The organism is Calyptranema fuscum S582, from assembly GCF_055793305.1.
The window spans coordinates 18,016-33,801 of sequence record NZ_JBSLYH010000025.1 but is presented as its reverse complement, the minus strand read 5'-3'; the positions used below and the strand labels follow the sequence as shown (position 1 = coordinate 33,801).

12 protein-coding genes are annotated in these 15,786 nt (G+C 45.8%); 3 read left to right on the top strand and 9 right to left on the bottom strand.

Annotated elements, in window-relative coordinates; genetic code table 11:
* Positions 1–529: 529 nt before the first annotated feature.
* Both ACR6Z4_RS17360 and ACR6Z4_RS17355 read left to right on the top strand, forming a co-directional pair.
* Complete coding sequence (locus ACR6Z4_RS17360; RefSeq protein ID WP_479718563.1) at positions 530–2,998, top strand: 5'-nucleotidase C-terminal domain-containing protein; 2,469 nt, start codon at positions 530–532, stop codon at positions 2,996–2,998.
* Between the two features lie 343 nt (positions 2,999–3,341).
* Positions 3,342–6,659 (top strand): choice-of-anchor I family protein, encoded by a 3,318-nt coding sequence (locus ACR6Z4_RS17355; RefSeq protein ID WP_479718562.1) that lies wholly within the window; start codon positions 3,342–3,344, stop codon positions 6,657–6,659.
* A gap of 75 nt (positions 6,660–6,734) precedes the next feature.
* On the opposite strand, the gene ACR6Z4_RS17350 is transcribed toward ACR6Z4_RS17355, so the two are convergent.
* The 9 genes from ACR6Z4_RS17350 to ACR6Z4_RS17310 form a co-directional block, all read right to left on the bottom strand.
* Positions 6,735–7,232 (bottom strand): GNAT family N-acetyltransferase, encoded by a 498-nt coding sequence (locus ACR6Z4_RS17350; RefSeq protein ID WP_479718561.1) that lies wholly within the window; start codon positions 7,230–7,232, stop codon positions 6,735–6,737.
* A 3-nt stretch (positions 7,233–7,235) separates the two neighbouring features.
* Entirely contained in the window at positions 7,236–7,925 is a 690-nt protein-coding gene (locus tag ACR6Z4_RS17345) for a Rho termination factor N-terminal domain-containing protein (protein ID WP_479718560.1), read from the bottom strand.
* Positions 7,922–9,262, bottom strand: a complete 1,341-nt coding sequence (locus ACR6Z4_RS17340) for a ParA family protein (RefSeq protein WP_479718559.1) — start codon at positions 9,260–9,262, stop codon at positions 7,922–7,924. Before ACR6Z4_RS17340 ends, ACR6Z4_RS17345 begins: the two co-directional genes overlap by 4 nt.
* A 335-nt stretch (positions 9,263–9,597) precedes the next feature.
* Positions 9,598–10,344 (bottom strand): SDR family oxidoreductase, encoded by a 747-nt coding sequence (locus tag ACR6Z4_RS17335; protein ID WP_479718558.1) that lies wholly within the window; start codon positions 10,342–10,344, stop codon positions 9,598–9,600.
* A gap of 208 nt (positions 10,345–10,552) precedes the next feature.
* Positions 10,553–10,864 carry a hypothetical protein gene (locus ACR6Z4_RS17330; protein ID WP_479718557.1) on the bottom strand — a complete coding sequence of 104 codons (312 nt, stop codon included), beginning with the start codon at positions 10,862–10,864 and terminating at the stop codon, positions 10,553–10,555.
* Positions 10,865–11,116: 252 nt separating this feature from the next.
* A complete protein-coding gene (locus ACR6Z4_RS17325) occupies positions 11,117–11,788 on the bottom strand; it encodes a hypothetical protein (protein ID WP_479718556.1) in 672 nt (223 codons plus the stop codon).
* 181 nt (positions 11,789–11,969) lie between these two features.
* Positions 11,970–12,950, bottom strand: coding sequence for an NAD(P)-dependent alcohol dehydrogenase (locus tag ACR6Z4_RS17320; protein WP_479718555.1), 981 nt, complete (start codon positions 12,948–12,950; stop codon positions 11,970–11,972).
* Between the two features lie 182 nt (positions 12,951–13,132).
* The gene (locus tag ACR6Z4_RS17315) at positions 13,133–13,984 is read right to left on the bottom strand and encodes a DUF6602 domain-containing protein (protein WP_479718554.1); all 852 of its coding nucleotides are present in this window, start codon (positions 13,982–13,984) and stop codon (positions 13,133–13,135) included.
* A 513-nt stretch (positions 13,985–14,497) separates the two neighbouring features.
* Positions 14,498–14,686, bottom strand: a complete 189-nt coding sequence (locus ACR6Z4_RS17310) for an NblA/ycf18 family protein (protein WP_479718553.1) — start codon at positions 14,684–14,686, stop codon at positions 14,498–14,500.
* A gap of 384 nt (positions 14,687–15,070) precedes the next feature.
* Between ACR6Z4_RS17310 and tnpA the strand changes: the two genes are divergently transcribed.
* Positions 15,071–15,499, top strand: a complete 429-nt coding sequence (tnpA, locus tag ACR6Z4_RS17305) for an IS200/IS605 family transposase (protein ID WP_479718552.1) — start codon at positions 15,071–15,073, stop codon at positions 15,497–15,499.
* Positions 15,500–15,786: the final 287 nt, after the last annotated feature.

The following is a 15,786-nucleotide window of genomic DNA, read 5'->3' as shown; positions in this document are numbered from 1 at the left end:
CGTTCCCTGCTAAATTTAGCCGCCCTGCGTGGCAACCCAGCTGTTATTCCGCCAGATTTACCCATTTCTTCATTAGATCTTCGGGATGAATTAGACGTATAGAGCGCTCTAAAGAGGAATGATTTTGGGGTGTGCGGGCGACGCCCGCACACCCCAAAATCATTCCTCCCGTTTTGATATAAGGGTGTGGGGCGGTGCCCCACGCAGGAGTTTTACCCCTGCACCCCGTCCTAACCTAAGTGCGCTGATAAAACGGCAGAGGGCTTTACCTTCTGCCGTTTTATGCTGCTGATAACCGTAAAGCTACGCACAATTCCGTATCGCTTCACACAATCTTGATAATGGGTGTCAGCTACAACACTTAACCCTCCATAGATGTCAGTGGTACTTTGCTAGAGGCGAGTCAGGATTTTGACACGCTTTTAATTCAGTGCGCGGAAAGAATTTTTTCGAAATTCCATTCTGGGATTGCTTCAAGACCGAATCACATTGATCCGAGATCTGACTGATAAGCTTCCAAACAATACTTATGGCAAATTTCACCTTACAGCTCCTCCATGCCTCCGACCAGGAGGCAGGTATTTCTGCCCTGGCAGATGCACCTCGATTTTCCGCTGTTCTTGATGCCCTGAAAACTGAAGATGCCAATGGTGATGGTGCTATCGATTATCCCAATACGTTGGTGCTTTCGTCGGGTGATGCTTACATTCCGGGTCCATTTTTAAATGCCAGTCTACCAGCCTTTGGCGGTACGGGTCGAGCCGACATTCTGATTCAAAATGAATTAGGCTTTCAAGCAATTGCTTTTGGCAACCACGAGTTTGATTTGGGCACGTCTTTGGTGGCATCCCTGATCAATCCTGCGGATGGTTATTCAGGAACGCTGTTTCCCTATCTCAGCAGCAACCTGGATTTTAGCACTGACAGCAATTTAGCTCCCCTAGTCACTGCCGATGGTCAAGAAGCCAGCACCATTCCTAACAAAATTGCTGCCAGTACGATCATTACTGTCAATGGCGAACGCATTGGCATTGTGGGTGCGACAACGCCAACGCTAGACACAATTTCTTCTCCAGGTGGAGTCGGTGTGTTGCCAGAAGATTCAGGAGATATTGAAGCGCTGGCAGCCGAAATTCAGACAGATATCGATGCATTGTTGGCGGCAAACCCTGATATTAATAAAGTCATTTTGCTGGCGCATATGCAGCAAATCGCGATTGAACAGCAACTGGCTGGTTTATTACGAAACGTCGATATCATCGTTGCTGGCGGCTCCAATACCCTGCTGGCAGACGAAAGCGATCGCTTGAGAGTGGGCGATGTTGCAGAAGGTGTTTATCCGATTCTGCAAACAGCAGCAGACGGTAATCCGATCGCCGTAGTAAACACCGATGGTAACTATAAGTACGTAGGACGTTTCGTTGCGGACTTCGATGAACAGGGCATTTTACTTCCTGATAGTATTGACCCCAATATTAGCGGTGCTTACGCAACGGATGACGAAGGGGTCGCTGCGGTAGGGGGTACGCCTGATCCTGAAATTGTCGCAATCACAGACGCTTTAAGTAGCGTGATTGCAGACCTGGAAGGAAATATTTTTGGTAATACCACTGTCTTCCTCAATGGCGATCGCAGTAGTGTGCGGACTGAGGAAACTAACTTGGGCAACCTCACCGCAGATGCCAACCTGGCACTGGCTCAAGCAGTTGATCCGACGGCAGTGATCTCAATCAAAAACGGGGGAGGTATTCGCGACAATATCGGCTATACCACCTATCCTCCTGGTTCAACAGATCCCGACGATTTATTGAAACTACCTCCCGCTGCAAATCCGTTGGCAGGTAAAGACGAGGGTGATATTTCTCAACTGGATATTTCAAATTCGCTGCGGTTCAATAATGGGTTGTCATTGGTGACCGTAACGGCAGAGGAATTGTTGGCACTGGTTGAACATGGTGTGTCGGGTGTAGCTCCGGGTGCAACTCCCGGTTCTTTCCCACAAATCAGTGGTATGTCCTTTAGCTTCGATCCTGATCAAGCTGTAGGCGATCGCATTACGTCACTGGTGGTAGAACTCCCCGATGGTAGTTACGACATCGTTGCTGCCAATGGTGAGTTGTTTGGTGATCCCAGTCGCACCTTCCGTATCGTCACTCTGGGCTTTTTGGCAGATGGCGGTGATGGCTATCCCTTCCCCACTGGAGATGCCGCTAACCGGGTTGATTTAACCCAAGCTGAAGACGCTCCTCGTACGGGGGTTGCCACCTTTGCCGCAGATGGTTCTGAGCAAGATGCCCTGGCAGAATATCTCGCAGCAAACTACAGCGACCAGTCCTATGATAGTGCCGATGTCAGTGCTGAATTTGATACACGCATCCAAAACCTCAACGCTCGCGAAGACTCTGTTTTAGTCGATGCAGGTTACGTCGTTGGAGACGATACCGACAACGTTCTAATTGGCAATATTGGGGACGAAACTATTCTCGCGTTTGGGGGTGATGACCTAGCTGCGGGTGGTTTTGGGGATGACACGATTTATGGAGGCGATGGCGACGACCGTTTGCGGGGTGACCTCAACCGGGTCAGTGTCAGTCATGCTCAAGATGGGGATGACCTGATTTACGGTGGCGATGGCAATGACCGCATTGGTGGTAAGGGTGGTCATGACACTCTTTACGGTGAAGCAGGGGATGACACGATTTGGGGGGATAGTGGCGATGACCTGATCTCTGGGGGTCTGGGCGATGACACTCTCTATGGTGGTGCGGGTCACGATACCTTTGTTCTGGCAAGCGGTGACGGTACCGATGTGATTAGGGACTTCAACGTGTTGAAAGACACCATCGGTCTAAAAGATGGTTTGACTTATAGTGACCTATCGGTTTCCAGACAGGGCAACAGAGTCCTCATCAGTGTCGGTGATGAAGTGTTGGCAGTGGTTCAGGGTAATGCTAATGCCTTTGTTGCCGCTGGAGACAGGCTGTTTGCAACGCTTTGAGGTTTGTCCTACCATTCCTTCTTTTATATAGCGCTGCGCAAGTTTTAGCAGATGCTCGGAGATTCTTCTACATCCTGCTCAACACGGAAACTACTGAACCTATCCCTTTTGGGGTATGGCGCTTTGCGCTCGGCTAGAACCGGTAGTACACCAACTTAAACGTTTTAGAGGGGGTGGAGGGGGTTTTACTCGCTCTAAGTGTGGAAGCGCGGCGACGCCGCGCTTCCACACATAAATCTTCGGGTTTATTCAATCCACGATCCCAAGGGAGTGAGGGGGAAAGCAAGCTTATTTTTCCGATGGCTGCGAATCGCATTCATTCATTTATCAGGAGAGTTTATTTATGAGTACAGCCCAACTGTTTCCGATTGGAACATTTGTCGGTAGTGGTGCTGAAATTGTTGCCCACGACCCTACAACCCAACGGTTATTTTTAATTTCGGGGGGTACCGAATTACAAATTTTAGATATTAACGATCCACTTAATCCAACTCAAATTGGCATTATTGACATTGCAGCTTATGGAGGCGGTGCGAATAGCGTTGCTGTGCGAGATGGGATCGTAGCGATCGCCGTTGAAGGCGACGAAAAAACAGATGCAGGTCAAGTCGTATTTGTAGACACCAACGGCACCGTGTTAAATGTCGTTAGTGTCGGTGCATTACCCGACATGATTACCTTTAGCCCTGACGGCACTAAGGTATTAACTGCAAACGAGGGTGAACCCAACGATGATTACACAATTGATCCAGAAGGATCGATCAGCATCATTGATCTAACAGACGGCGTAACAAACGCCAGTGTTGCTACAGCCAGCTTCGCAGCGTTTAACGATCTGCAAGCGTCGTTAGAAGTTGCGGGGATCCGTTTTTTTGGACCCAATGCTACCGTTGCACAAGACGTAGAACCCGAATACATTACCATTTCTGAAGACGGTGCTACAGCCTGGGTGACGTTGCAAGAAAATAATGCGATCGCCGTAGTCGATATCGCCACGGCAACCGTAACTGATATCCTGCCTCTGGGCTACAAAGATCACAACGCTGTGACGTCAACCAGTCTGGAGACTTACGAGTTTACCGACATGCCGACATTAGGCACCACAACTGGCGGACAAGACATTCTCCTGGGTGGCTTTTCTGGGCTATTTTTCGAAGGGTATACCGCAGATGGCAACCTGAAGTTTGTTACCCATACAGATCGGGGTCCCAATGGCGAACCGACCGGATCAAACCGCCCCTTTTTGCTGCCTGACTTTGCGCCTGAAATTATCCGCTTTGAACTTGATCAAAGCACCGGACAACTTAGCATTACCCAGCGCATTCAACTACAGACGGCACCGGGCGAACTGCTAACGGGTTTGCCCAATACCACCATCGTCGGTGGCACAGGCAATACAGCCTACAATGATGAAGTCCCTGTAGATTTATATGGCAACACTCTCCCGCTTGATCCGCTAGGAGCTGATCTGGAAGGCATTGTCGTTGCTGAAGACGGTAGCTTTTGGATGGTGGATGAATATCGTCCTGCCATTTACCACTTTGATGCTAGCGGCGTGCTGCTCGATCGCTTTGTGCCTGAAGGAACCGCTGCCGCCGTTGGTGCAGCCGCAGGCACCTTTGGGACAGAAGTGTTGCCTGCTGTCCTGGCTCAACGTCGCCAAAACCGAGGCTTTGAGGCGATCGCGTATCAAGATGGCAAACTCTATGCTTTCGTCCAAAGTCCCCTGCGCAATCCCACCAGCACCAGCAATGGTACCCTCAACGGTTTGCAAAATATTCGTGTGGTTGAGTTTGACCCAGAAACAGGAAATACCCGTCAGTTCCTTTACACCATGGACAATCCCAATTTGGGTGGTGCGGGCAATAGCCGTGCCGACAAGATTGGTGATGCAGTTGCCATTGGCAATAGCGAATTTTTGGTAGTCGAACGAGATGATGATGCGATCGATAGTGATGCCCTCAGCCAAATTGAAAAGAAAGTCTATCGCTTTGACCTGAGTGGTGCAACCGATATCTCTAACGTCTCTGAACCTATTGATTTGGGCAATGGTATTTCTAAAACCGTTGACCAGATGACGGCTGAAGAACTAGCGTCTGTCGGCATCGTACCGATTCAAAAACAACTTCATGTTGATCTGGCAAAAGCAGGCTATAACACTGTCGAAAAGGTAGAAGGGTTGACCTTAATCGACGAAAATACCATTGCAGTTCTCAATGACAATGACTTTGGGGTAGCCGGAATTACCATCGACCCAACCACAGGTACCTTTATCCCTGACCCCAATGCAGAACCGATCGTGTTGGGATTGATCAAGACTGCACCGATAAATGGTTTAGATGCTAGCGATCGCGATGATGCAATCAATATTCAAAACTATCCTATCTTTGGGATGTATCAACCTGATGGTATAGCATCCTTCAGCGTCGATGGTACGACCTACCTGATCACAGCCAACGAAGGCGATGCCCGTGATTATGATGGATTTGCTGAAGAAGAGCGGATCAAAGACCTTGACCTCGACCCGACTGCATTTCCCAATGCCGATGTGTTGCAGGCAGATGATGTCTTGGGACGCTTGACCGTAACCACCACCAAGGGCGATCTGGATGGTGATGGCGACTACGATCAGCTCTATGCCTTTGGTGGACGATCCTTTTCGATTTGGGATACCCAGGGTAATCTGGTGTTTGACAGTGGCGATCAATTTGAGCAACTGACCGCTACACTCTTTCCAGAAGCTTTTAACTCGCAAGGCTCAGCGGATACCTTTGATAGCCGCAGCGATAACAAAGGACCTGAACCCGAAGGTATAACGATTGGTGTGGTCAATGGACATCCCTATGCGTTTATCGGTCTAGAACGGATTGGCGGTGTCATGGTCTATGACGTATCCAATCCATCTGCTCCCACCTTTGTCCAATACATTAACTACAACAGTGCCTTTGGCTTTGCGCCCGGTGCCGATTTTGCACCTGAAGGACTCACCTTCATCGCCGCCGCAGACAGTCCTACAGGCAATCCTATGCTGGTAGTTGCCAATGAAGCGAGTGGAACAACTTCACTGTTTGAAATTGCTGTACCCACTGAAGGCACGGCAGGTAGGGATCGCATTATCACAGGAGATGGCAGAGACTTTATTGTTGCTGATGCTGGAGATGACATCGTTGCCGGAGGGTTGGGCACTGATGTCATCTATGGTGGGGATGGCAACGACACCTTGCGAGGTGACCTCAATCGAGTGTCAGGTAGTCTGAATGTAGGCGATGACGACATCATTTACGGTGGTGCAGGTCGCGATCGCATAGGGGGTAAGGGCGGTAATGATAAGCTCTATGGCGATGCCGACAACGATCAAATCTGGGGTGATGGTGGCGATGACCTGATTTGGGGTGGACTGGGTAGCGATCGCATGGAAGGAGGTCATGGGTCAGATACCTTTGTTTTACAAGCAGGTGATGGTGGCGATACCATTGTTGACTTCAGACTGAATAGCGACAAAATTGCCCTGGCAGGCGGTCTTACGATTGATGATCTGGTAATTGTTGCAATGGGTGCAACTACTGTACTTCAGTTTGGCGAAGAAACCTTAGCGACCCTCAGAGGGGTCAGAGCTAACGCTTTGATTGATACGGCTGACAGCGTTTTTGTGTCTATCTAAGGCTAACAGGACTCTTGAAATTTAGTGTGGGTGCTACACGAAGTGCAGCACCCACACTAAATTTGATAGACTCAATCAGTGATGCATGATTGTTTTCCATTCACAACGCAACATGCTGTAAACGTAGTCGTCCCACAGCTTGCCATCTAATTCATGGTGCTCTCGCAATACCCCATCTTTGTGGAACCCAAGTCTTTCAAGCAGCTTAATTGACGCAACATTAAATGCACCTGTTTGACAGTACAGCTTATTTAAATCAGTCGTAGCAAACAAATGACTGATGCCTAAAGCCAACATTTTGAAACCAATGCCCCGCCTTCTAAATTGCGGACTAACCATATAGCCAAACTCCGCAGAACGATTACGGGGATTGAGATCAAAGTAGCTAAAGCGACCAACAGGGTCATCGACTCCATCGATAAAAAATGATAGGGTTACCCCTAATTCGCTCGGGGTGATTCGCTTACCATCAACCACCGGGCGACAAGTCCGTTCTTCAAGCCGCCCGAATTGATTCCACTCCGTAAAAAAGTGATTGTGTTCGCTAGATGCTCGCTCAAATCGCCCATTCATCGATCAATTTGAACCTTTGCTGAGTGCTGCAACCAGATCCTCTTTTTTCATTTTACTGCTAGCAATCCCGCGTTTTTTCGCCATTGCTTTGAGTTCAGTCGTTGACATAGTTTTCAGAATCTCGGCATCCGTGATGGTATCGGGCATCGGTTGTGGAGTTAGATAAAACACTTGTTTGAGTGCATCTAGCTTTTTACCTTTAGTAATGCCGCATTTTAGATTCACAATCGGATCAAATGTTTTCCAATATTGTCGAGGTGCTTCATCAATTCGGTTAGTTGCCACAGCAGGTTTAATGGTTTTGAGAATACTTCCTGGTTGTTCGACCAAGTATTCTAATGCTGCCGCAATTTCATCTCTAGATGCCTTGGATAGATTGATTTTTGGGGTTACTTCACTTGCCAGTACTCTAGTAATTTCAGCTGTATCATCACTATCATCAGCAATAATACACCAAACCCGCTCTAAACCGGCTTCCTCTGCAACCGCATAGATGAAGGAATTACCAATGACTTCGTATTTGTCTTCACCTGTTTCTTTGACAATCACTGGAATCCAATTTCGCCCCCCTTTTTGATTAAGCAAATGGGCGGATGCTTGAATCAAAAACTTAGGAGCCTCAGTTCCTTTGCCTGGATCAATCTCATCTAAATAGAGATGCATCAAATTCCCAATATCGGTAAGACTACTCATTGTAGAAAATACTCCTTCGCTAAATTCTTGTAATACTCGAGAGCTGATCGATCCCGATAAACTGCTGGGACACGCGAGAATGCTGAACTTGCAATATTTGCATAGCCAGGTAATTCAAAAATGTGGAGATCCTTTCTAGAATTCGTATATCTTGGGTAGAAATAAGGCTGTAGGTTAAATCCATCACTTTTGGCTGTCTTGATAAGGCTATGAATTTCTTTCTGTGCTGCCTCTCGCTGCGGTGAAGTAATCTTCTCTCCATTAAAAAATATAGGTAACGCAATAGGACTGCCGTCACCTTTCTCAGTCTGTACTTCGGGAATAAACTTTTTGATTGCAGTTGCCGCGTTTTCAATAGAAAAAAGGTTGTTGTGCTTTGTGGGAATCAGAACAACATCTGCTGCATAGACGGCGAGTTGACTAAATACTCGCCAGTTCGGTGGCGAATCTATCAAAATATAATCATATTCTTGCCTTGAGAATTCCAAATTGCGGTAAAGGGTGTTACGTTTTAGACGATTACGTAAGAGATTCTCAGGCGCATCCATCAGTTCTCGATCGGCTGTGATTACGTCAAATCTCAACTCTCTATTTGCCTTTTTCAACGGGAATGCATAGGTGTGAGCAGCGCTTTGGAGTTCTACACTCCTTTCTGTTAATGCTTTTAGTACACTACCCTCGCTTAGAGATAGACCTAATGAGCTAGTCAAATCTTGTTGGTTTGGATCAAAATCGATCGCTAAAACTTTTTTGCCTGCAAGCGTCAAAATGCCCGCCAGATTAACTGTTGTTGTTGTCTTACCAACACCCCCTTTATTGTTATAAATTGCTATCGTTAAAGCTTTAGCTGGTTTTTCGATCTTTTTTCGAATTAAAGCAATGATTGTATCAATATTCTCTTCATTGAGAGCAAGACATTGAGTTGCTGGAAAGATCACTTTCCCATGCTTTCGAAAGAGTTGAATATGACATGAGTTAGTAATAATTCCCCATTGTGCTGACTGACAATTAGGCGCAAGTAAATATTGTTTGATTTGGCGAACTGTGCTGTGATATTGCATTGTCCCTTCGGACAAGTTTATGTCTCTTCCTTTCAGCTCCAGCAAAAGATATGGGTTAGATCGAGTATGTAAGAATACATCATCTCCAACAGTTTTTCGGGCAGCTCTATCAACAAATTTTCCACCGCCATCAGGATATTGCGGATGAATTTCTTGGGTCTGAAACCCTAACGCCCCTAAAAGCTGAGTTGCGAAATTTAGATCAATAACTGCTTCTGGAGCGTTCTCAGGAAGATTTTGTAGGGCAGATCGGAGACTGATCGTTGTTGTGCTCATGATTTGGGGCTATTTCCAGCAATGGCTACTTATAGTGTGCCCAATTGGGGACGATCATTCGTTCTGTTTACTGATTCTTGTCCAGGAAGATCACATAGACTTCATACAATTTTCGTAAAGTTTTGTTCAGCGATCGCACTTATCAATCAAGGATGACTTAGCTATGTCCTTTAACAGTGAGGTTATGTAAAGAGCTTTTAGAAAACAGGGAAGCTTTGTGCATGTCCCACAGATGGGATAGAGCCAGCTCACGGTTTGGGTCAGCGGTTGCAGATCACACAAACTGAGTATAAGGGATAGTCATCGAACCAGTGCATGCATTGGTTAGGCAGCGGTTACTTACCTCCTGCAACATCAATAAATGAACCTGTGGTATACGAAGCCTCAGACGACAATAACCACAAAATTGCTTTTGCAACTTCAATGGCTTGCCCACCTCGCTTCATGGGGATACTCTCTTTAACTCGCTCAACCCGATTTGGTTCACCACCACTGGCATGAATATCAGTGTAAATAAAACCTGGACGTACCGCATTGACACGAATGCCTTCATCCGCCACTTCTTTAGCTAACCCAATCGTCATCGTATCGATCGCACCTTTAGAAGCGGCATAATCTACGTATTCACCAGCAGAACCTAACCGAGAAGCCGCCGATGAAACATTAACGATCGCTCCTCCGGCTCCACCTCGTCTGGTAGACATTCGTTTAACCGCTTCTCGTGCACATAGAAAACTGCCAGTAATGTTTGTTGCAAAGACTCGGTTCAGCCGAGCCGCATTAATATTCTCTACTCGCATCTGCTGTTCTAGAATTCCAGCATTATTGACAAGAGCAGTCACCTTTCCTAATTGTTCATCCACCATTTGAAATAGGTGAATCACGTCATTCTCGCAGGCAACATCAGCAGCGACGGCGATCGCTCTACCTCCAATTTGTTTAATGGAATTGACAATACTGTTAGCGGACTCTTGGTTGTGAAGATAATTGACACAAACAGCATAACCTTGCTCAGCAGCAAGACAGGCAGTAGCTGCACCAATGCCACGGCTAGCACCTGTAATAATCAAGACTTTTTCCACGCCTGTAAGGATCTACAAACTACCTTCACCTAAGATACAGTGTTTGACTGCACTCAAGCTTGATCAATTAACAGACACTTCAATATACTGCCCAATCCGCAAGGTAGACAGCCTAACGGCAAAACATAGCGGCGGCAAATTAAGCACCAACAACTCTCGCCCGTCCGCTGCGTTGGGGTTTATGTTCCCGTCACCGTCACCAAAACTTCTACCCAGGTTTGCTAGCTCGTACCGGAACTTTCACCCATTCACTACGCGTATCATGTACAAACGTTTGAGAAGCACCTTCGATTTCGACCGAATCACCTTGATGGGTCTGAAACTCTACTGTTGAGACATATTTTGTTGTGACTGTCAGTGGAGCAATTCCACCACCCCCTGAATATTCTTTCCTTTCTCTCGTTTCAACAACGGTTCCAGCTACAGAAACTTTGTTAGCTTCAAATGCAGCCTCTGAGCGATAGTATGAGGGAAACTGAACTAAAAGTATTCCACCCACTGAAGCAAAGAAGACACCCATTGCTCTTATGCAAAAGAGATCGGCTAGTCGTAGAGCGATCATACTTCACCTCTGTCTAACTGTTAAATCAGTTTGCAGTCTTTTTCAGTATAGGAGAAACCTAAAGGCTTGCTAGTAAAGACGATTGCCACTGCCTCAAGCGATCGCTCTGTAACATAATAACCAAGCTCACCGGATGCAGATAACCTTTGCAACTCAATTGACCATGTTGATACATTTCAGTACAGCGCGATATTAGGTGGCGACTTTACGCTACCAACTCATCATAAGCGGCAACTGAGGTCGGAAATCTACCTGTTTCCCTTGTATTTCTCCATCAAACCCAAGCTCTATAAAGTACTCTGTTCCTACCCGTAGCTTTATCTGTTTTGTATTGACCACTGCTTGAAGTTCGGGTGACAAATTATTTGCAGCAGGGCTGACCAACTCTACACGAGTAATTTCGCGTAAACCAATACTATGACCAAGAGGTTGTGACTTCTCAACAGGATATTGATCTGGACGTTGACCAAATGGAGTCTGAAACAGCCATGGCTCAGTCAATACATCACTATTCTTTCCCACCGCAATACTCATTGTTTCAGGCAAATAAGGTGGGTGATATGCCCAACTGGAAAATGCAACTGTGTCAACAGAACCTATGACCGGACGCAAACAGAGCCCAAATGGACATGCACCATCGTTCCGATGCATCCATCGCTCCCAAAGACGAGTGGGACGAATTAGCTCAGACCTTGCCTCTTCTGGATCATGAACCCACAACAACTCCAACATTGCGTTATGAAAAAAGAAACGGCGATTGGTTGTGCCCTGCCCAGGATGCGTATTAGAGGTTCCCTCCACCAAACCAAACGATACTAGACGCTCAGCTTCGTAAGCTCCAATGTCAGTCCAGATAAAGAGATGATCTAATTCAAATGCCATAGCTTCAGAGCCATCTAAGGATGGGCTGACTCAACTTTTTAAGTTTAATGAATCCAACAAACAAGTTCCAAGTACTGCCAACACCAATGACTCAAGCCACCTAACGTTCGCGCTCACCGAACGCAAACAAGTTTTGAACATCAATAGACCCTATTGAACGTTCTGGTGCAGCACGATTATGTTAGATTTTGTTGCTTTGCTCCACAGTAATGACGACATTTCCTTTCTTGTGTCCTTGTTCGACGTACCTGTGAGCCTCGGCAGTCTGTTCTAGTGGATAACGCCTGTCTATGACCGACTTCATCCTCCCCATCTCAATTAACTCTTTGAGGAAAATCAGGTCTTCTTTACGCTCGATCGCTACCCCACCTATTACTTTCTTGCTGCTTGTTATTGAAGTCCACAGCCCCCGGAATATCGGAGATAGATTTATGTGAACTGCTCTGAGATAGAGTCCATTGCTTTTTAGTGAGCTTAGACAACCTGAAAATGGACTTTTGCCACTTGTGTCAAAAATAATATCGTAGGTCTTACCGCTTTGAGTAAAATCTTCTCTGGTATAGTCAATAACATGGTCAGCCCCCAGAGACTTCACTAATTCCAACTTCGCTGTGCTACATACCCCAGTCACTTGTGCCCCAAAGAATTTGGCAAGCTGCACGGCAGCCATACCTACCGCTCCAGAAGCCCCATAGATCAAAACATCCTGTCCGCTCTGAATCTTTCCCTTATCTCTCAGGAAAATCAATGAGGTTGTTGCCCCAAAAGGAATAGCAGCAGCTTCCTCATAAGTCATATTGCTAGGTTTGATCGCGATCGCTCCTTCTTCAGGCAGACAAATGTACTCAGCATTTGCACCAAAACTGATTCCTGCACCAGCAAATACTGTGTCACCTGATTTGAATTGTTTTACATTTTTACCAACAGCTTCAATTTCCCCGGCTAGCTCCGACCCTAGTATCGTGTTGTTTTTAGGTCTTGTGAAACCGTAGAAAAATCTTATCGGGAATGGGTCAGCCTTTCGGATGCGTATGTCTGCTGACGTTACTGTTGTCGCATATATTTTAATTAGCACCTCGTTTTCTTTGGGAGTAGGTTTCTCTACCTCCTTAAGCTGCATAGCATCAGGAGATCCATACCTTGTACATACAATTGCTTTCATGAATTCTTCTCAAAGATAGCTTTAGTGTGCCACAATCTTCTATCCATTGAGTTCGCGAAACCTAACGGTTGCGCTCACTGGACGCAGAAAAACTTCACAGCCCAACCGACGTTTTAGAGCGTTCCAGTGCAGCGCATTTGTTAGGTTTCATATTTCCTATTTGTTGGATATTAGCATTAGATTTACGACTCATCATAATTAAGCCCGCCAATAGTTGGTGGCATATATGCTGTCATCTCTGGGAATAAAATAGTTGCACTAGTGGTAGCTGAATACATATAACTGCAAAAGAAGTGAAAATGAATAATAGGATTTTCGGTGGGTTGAATAAATCTATTCTTCACTGGATATCTGTCTGTAGATGGGTACATCCAAGATTTTTTATTTGCGTCAACATACAGCAGCAATCCGTCTGATACGCTGAGCACTATATTATGTTTATGATGATTCTCGATATCGTTTTCATACCAACTTGAAACTTCAGTAGCAAGAGAGCTTACGTCAAAGTCAAACTTTTCGCATACAAGAAAAGAAATAAGCTGGTCATAGAATACATTTGTGCGATTAAAAGGTTTTGTAGCAACTGCACGATCTCGATGAATGAATGCATTGGAAGAGACAATATCAGCTTTTGCTTTTACACGAGCGAGCTTATTTAATGCTTCTTTTAGTTTACTCTTTGATAAATGGCTCTTCACTTCACCTACTGCACAAACCCCTTCAACAGGAAAGAAACGCTGATGTTCGATTGATTCAATTTGTGGTATTGCAGATTTATCGTAAATAACTATATCTGCTTGGGTTGAGATATCACCTGAAGCATTTATTAGGAAGCCAGTACCTATATCAAGACGGGCAGGGATACAAATTCTAAGAAAGTCACGAAGAAGCCCCTCACGATAGGTGCCATATTCTCCAGGGTGGAATAACCTTCCAGTCGTTGGATCAACAAAAATCTGGCGAGCGGAAGCACTAAACGAGTATATGAAAACTGCAATTTTTTCATTGAGCAGTGTCGAGAATGCTTGATGCACGTATATGGCTCCTGTTTTGCCTCCGATTATTAAGATATAAGATTCGGAAACCTAACTATTAGTAGGCGGAAAATTTCTGCCTAAGATCCTAAAACGAGATAGTAGGCGGAAAATTTCTGCCTAAGATCCCATATACGGTGATTAGGTGGAAAATTTCTGCTTAAGATCCCTTATGAGATGATTAGGCAGAATAGTTCAGTATAATCACCCGCTAAGTAAGTGCTGGGGAAAGCTTAGTTTTTATTTAGACTTCAGCGATACCTGCTTCTATAGCAATCCTATTTGATCTGTGAAAATGATTCGGTGTGAAAGCGCCCGCCCGAAGGGCGGGCGCTTTCACACCGGATTTAGGATCGCTATATATGCCATCCCCTCAACCGCAGTCCCAAAAAGTTGCTTGATCACGGGCTGATTTGAATCCAGACGTGTTGTGTGAATCTGAGCCCTATGAAACTAAGGTGCGTCCTGCACGGCAGAACGCACCCAGGTGCAAGTATTCATGGTGAGTAATGGTTAGCCAATGGGTTGCAAGATTGTCTTCTTAACCAGGTCGCGAATGATGTTATCTTTCAGCATCAAAAGCCGAGACGATTTCAATAGAAGTTCTTTCAACTCATCACAGCTCATGCCTTGGGCTGCTTCTTCCATCAGCCGCATTTGAAACTGTTGTTCTAATGTGAGTTCGAAGGATGGGTTGTCCATAGTAGTAAGCCTCCTGTTCGCCAGGTCGGATAAAATTAAAGTAGATGTAGAGGCAGCGATCGCCTGACAATAGGTTGCTCAACTGGGCATCTTTGCAGGGTAATGCGAAGATGCTGACTGTACGATTGAAAAACAACTCAGTTGTGTCCAGTGCTTGCGATCGCTCAGCAACCTAAGAAGATGTGTGAGAAATCTTCCCTTGCTACGGTGAAGTTTTCCCATGCTCTAAGTTAAGCTGGCTGGCGATCGCCATACCTGTAAATATTCAACCCCATCAGGCTATTGATCGAGAACTTCTGTGGTTTGTAGCATCCTACACAGAAGATTAGTGGATTTGATACGAGTAGATTAGTATCATTCTTACATTATAGATAATTTAGCGCTATGCAGCCAAACAAAGGCTATCGCAACGTTTACAGCCTAAAGTTTCATTTAGTGCTTGTGACTAAAGACCATTGCAAAGTCATTACAGAGACGATGCAAGAGCGGCTTCACGAAATTTTGGCGACGACTTGCGATAAATGGGGCTGCAAATTAGAAAGTTTTTGTGGAGATGAAAATCACGTTCAGCTTTTGATTGATTTTCCTCCAGAGGTGCAATTAAGTAAGCTGGTCAACAACCTCAAGACGGTTTCCAGTCGGCTGATTCGCAAGGAATTTAAGGCGTGTTTAGATGAGGCTTGCGAAGAAGCGTTTTGGCATGGCACGTACTACATCACGTCTTGCAATGGTGTGACGTTAGAACAACTGGAGCAGTATACCAGCCCCAAATGTAATCGGCTGATGGGGCGGAGTTCGGAGGGTGGTGGGTAAGGGGCTAGGATCTGTTTTGAAAGTTGTTTTTTCGTGCGCTTTGCGCACGAAAAAACAACTCTCTTAGGATCGTGGATTAAATCAGATCGAATATTGAATCGTTTGGCGGGGCGAACGGCCGTTCGCCCGTACAACAAATCATCGGAGGTATTAAATTCCCATTCCTTAGCAAGTTTTACAGCTATTTTCAATGGCTTAAGCTACAGATTTTTTGTGGTGTGCCGTGCTCCGCGCGGCACACCACAAAAAATCTAAACATATCTAAGCGAGAAGCGCTGTAAAACACA

What these genes read in the sequence shown, in the direction of transcription:
- ACR6Z4_RS17360 (WP_479718563.1), top strand. Translation starts at nt 530, where the DNA reads ATGGCAAATTTCACCTTACAGCTCCTCCATGCCTCCGACCAGGAGGCA.
- ACR6Z4_RS17355 (WP_479718562.1), top strand. Translation starts at nt 3,342, where the DNA reads ATGAGTACAGCCCAACTGTTTCCGATTGGAACATTTGTCGGTAGTGGT.
- ACR6Z4_RS17350 (WP_479718561.1), bottom strand. Translation starts at nt 7,232, where the DNA reads ATGAATGGGCGATTTGAGCGAGCATCTAGCGAACACAATCACTTTTTT.
- ACR6Z4_RS17345 (WP_479718560.1), bottom strand. Translation starts at nt 7,925, where the DNA reads ATGAGTAGTCTTACCGATATTGGGAATTTGATGCATCTCTATTTAGAT.
- ACR6Z4_RS17340 (WP_479718559.1), bottom strand. Translation starts at nt 9,262, where the DNA reads ATGAGCACAACAACGATCAGTCTCCGATCTGCCCTACAAAATCTTCCT.
- ACR6Z4_RS17330 (WP_479718557.1), bottom strand. Translation starts at nt 10,864, where the DNA reads ATGGGTGTCTTCTTTGCTTCAGTGGGTGGAATACTTTTAGTTCAGTTT.
- ACR6Z4_RS17325 (WP_479718556.1), bottom strand. Translation starts at nt 11,788, where the DNA reads ATGGCATTTGAATTAGATCATCTCTTTATCTGGACTGACATTGGAGCT.
- ACR6Z4_RS17320 (WP_479718555.1), bottom strand. Translation starts at nt 12,950, where the DNA reads ATGAAAGCAATTGTATGTACAAGGTATGGATCTCCTGATGCTATGCAG.
- ACR6Z4_RS17310 (WP_479718553.1), bottom strand. Translation starts at nt 14,686, where the DNA reads ATGGACAACCCATCCTTCGAACTCACATTAGAACAACAGTTTCAAATG.
- tnpA (WP_479718552.1), top strand. Translation starts at nt 15,071, where the DNA reads ATGCAGCCAAACAAAGGCTATCGCAACGTTTACAGCCTAAAGTTTCAT.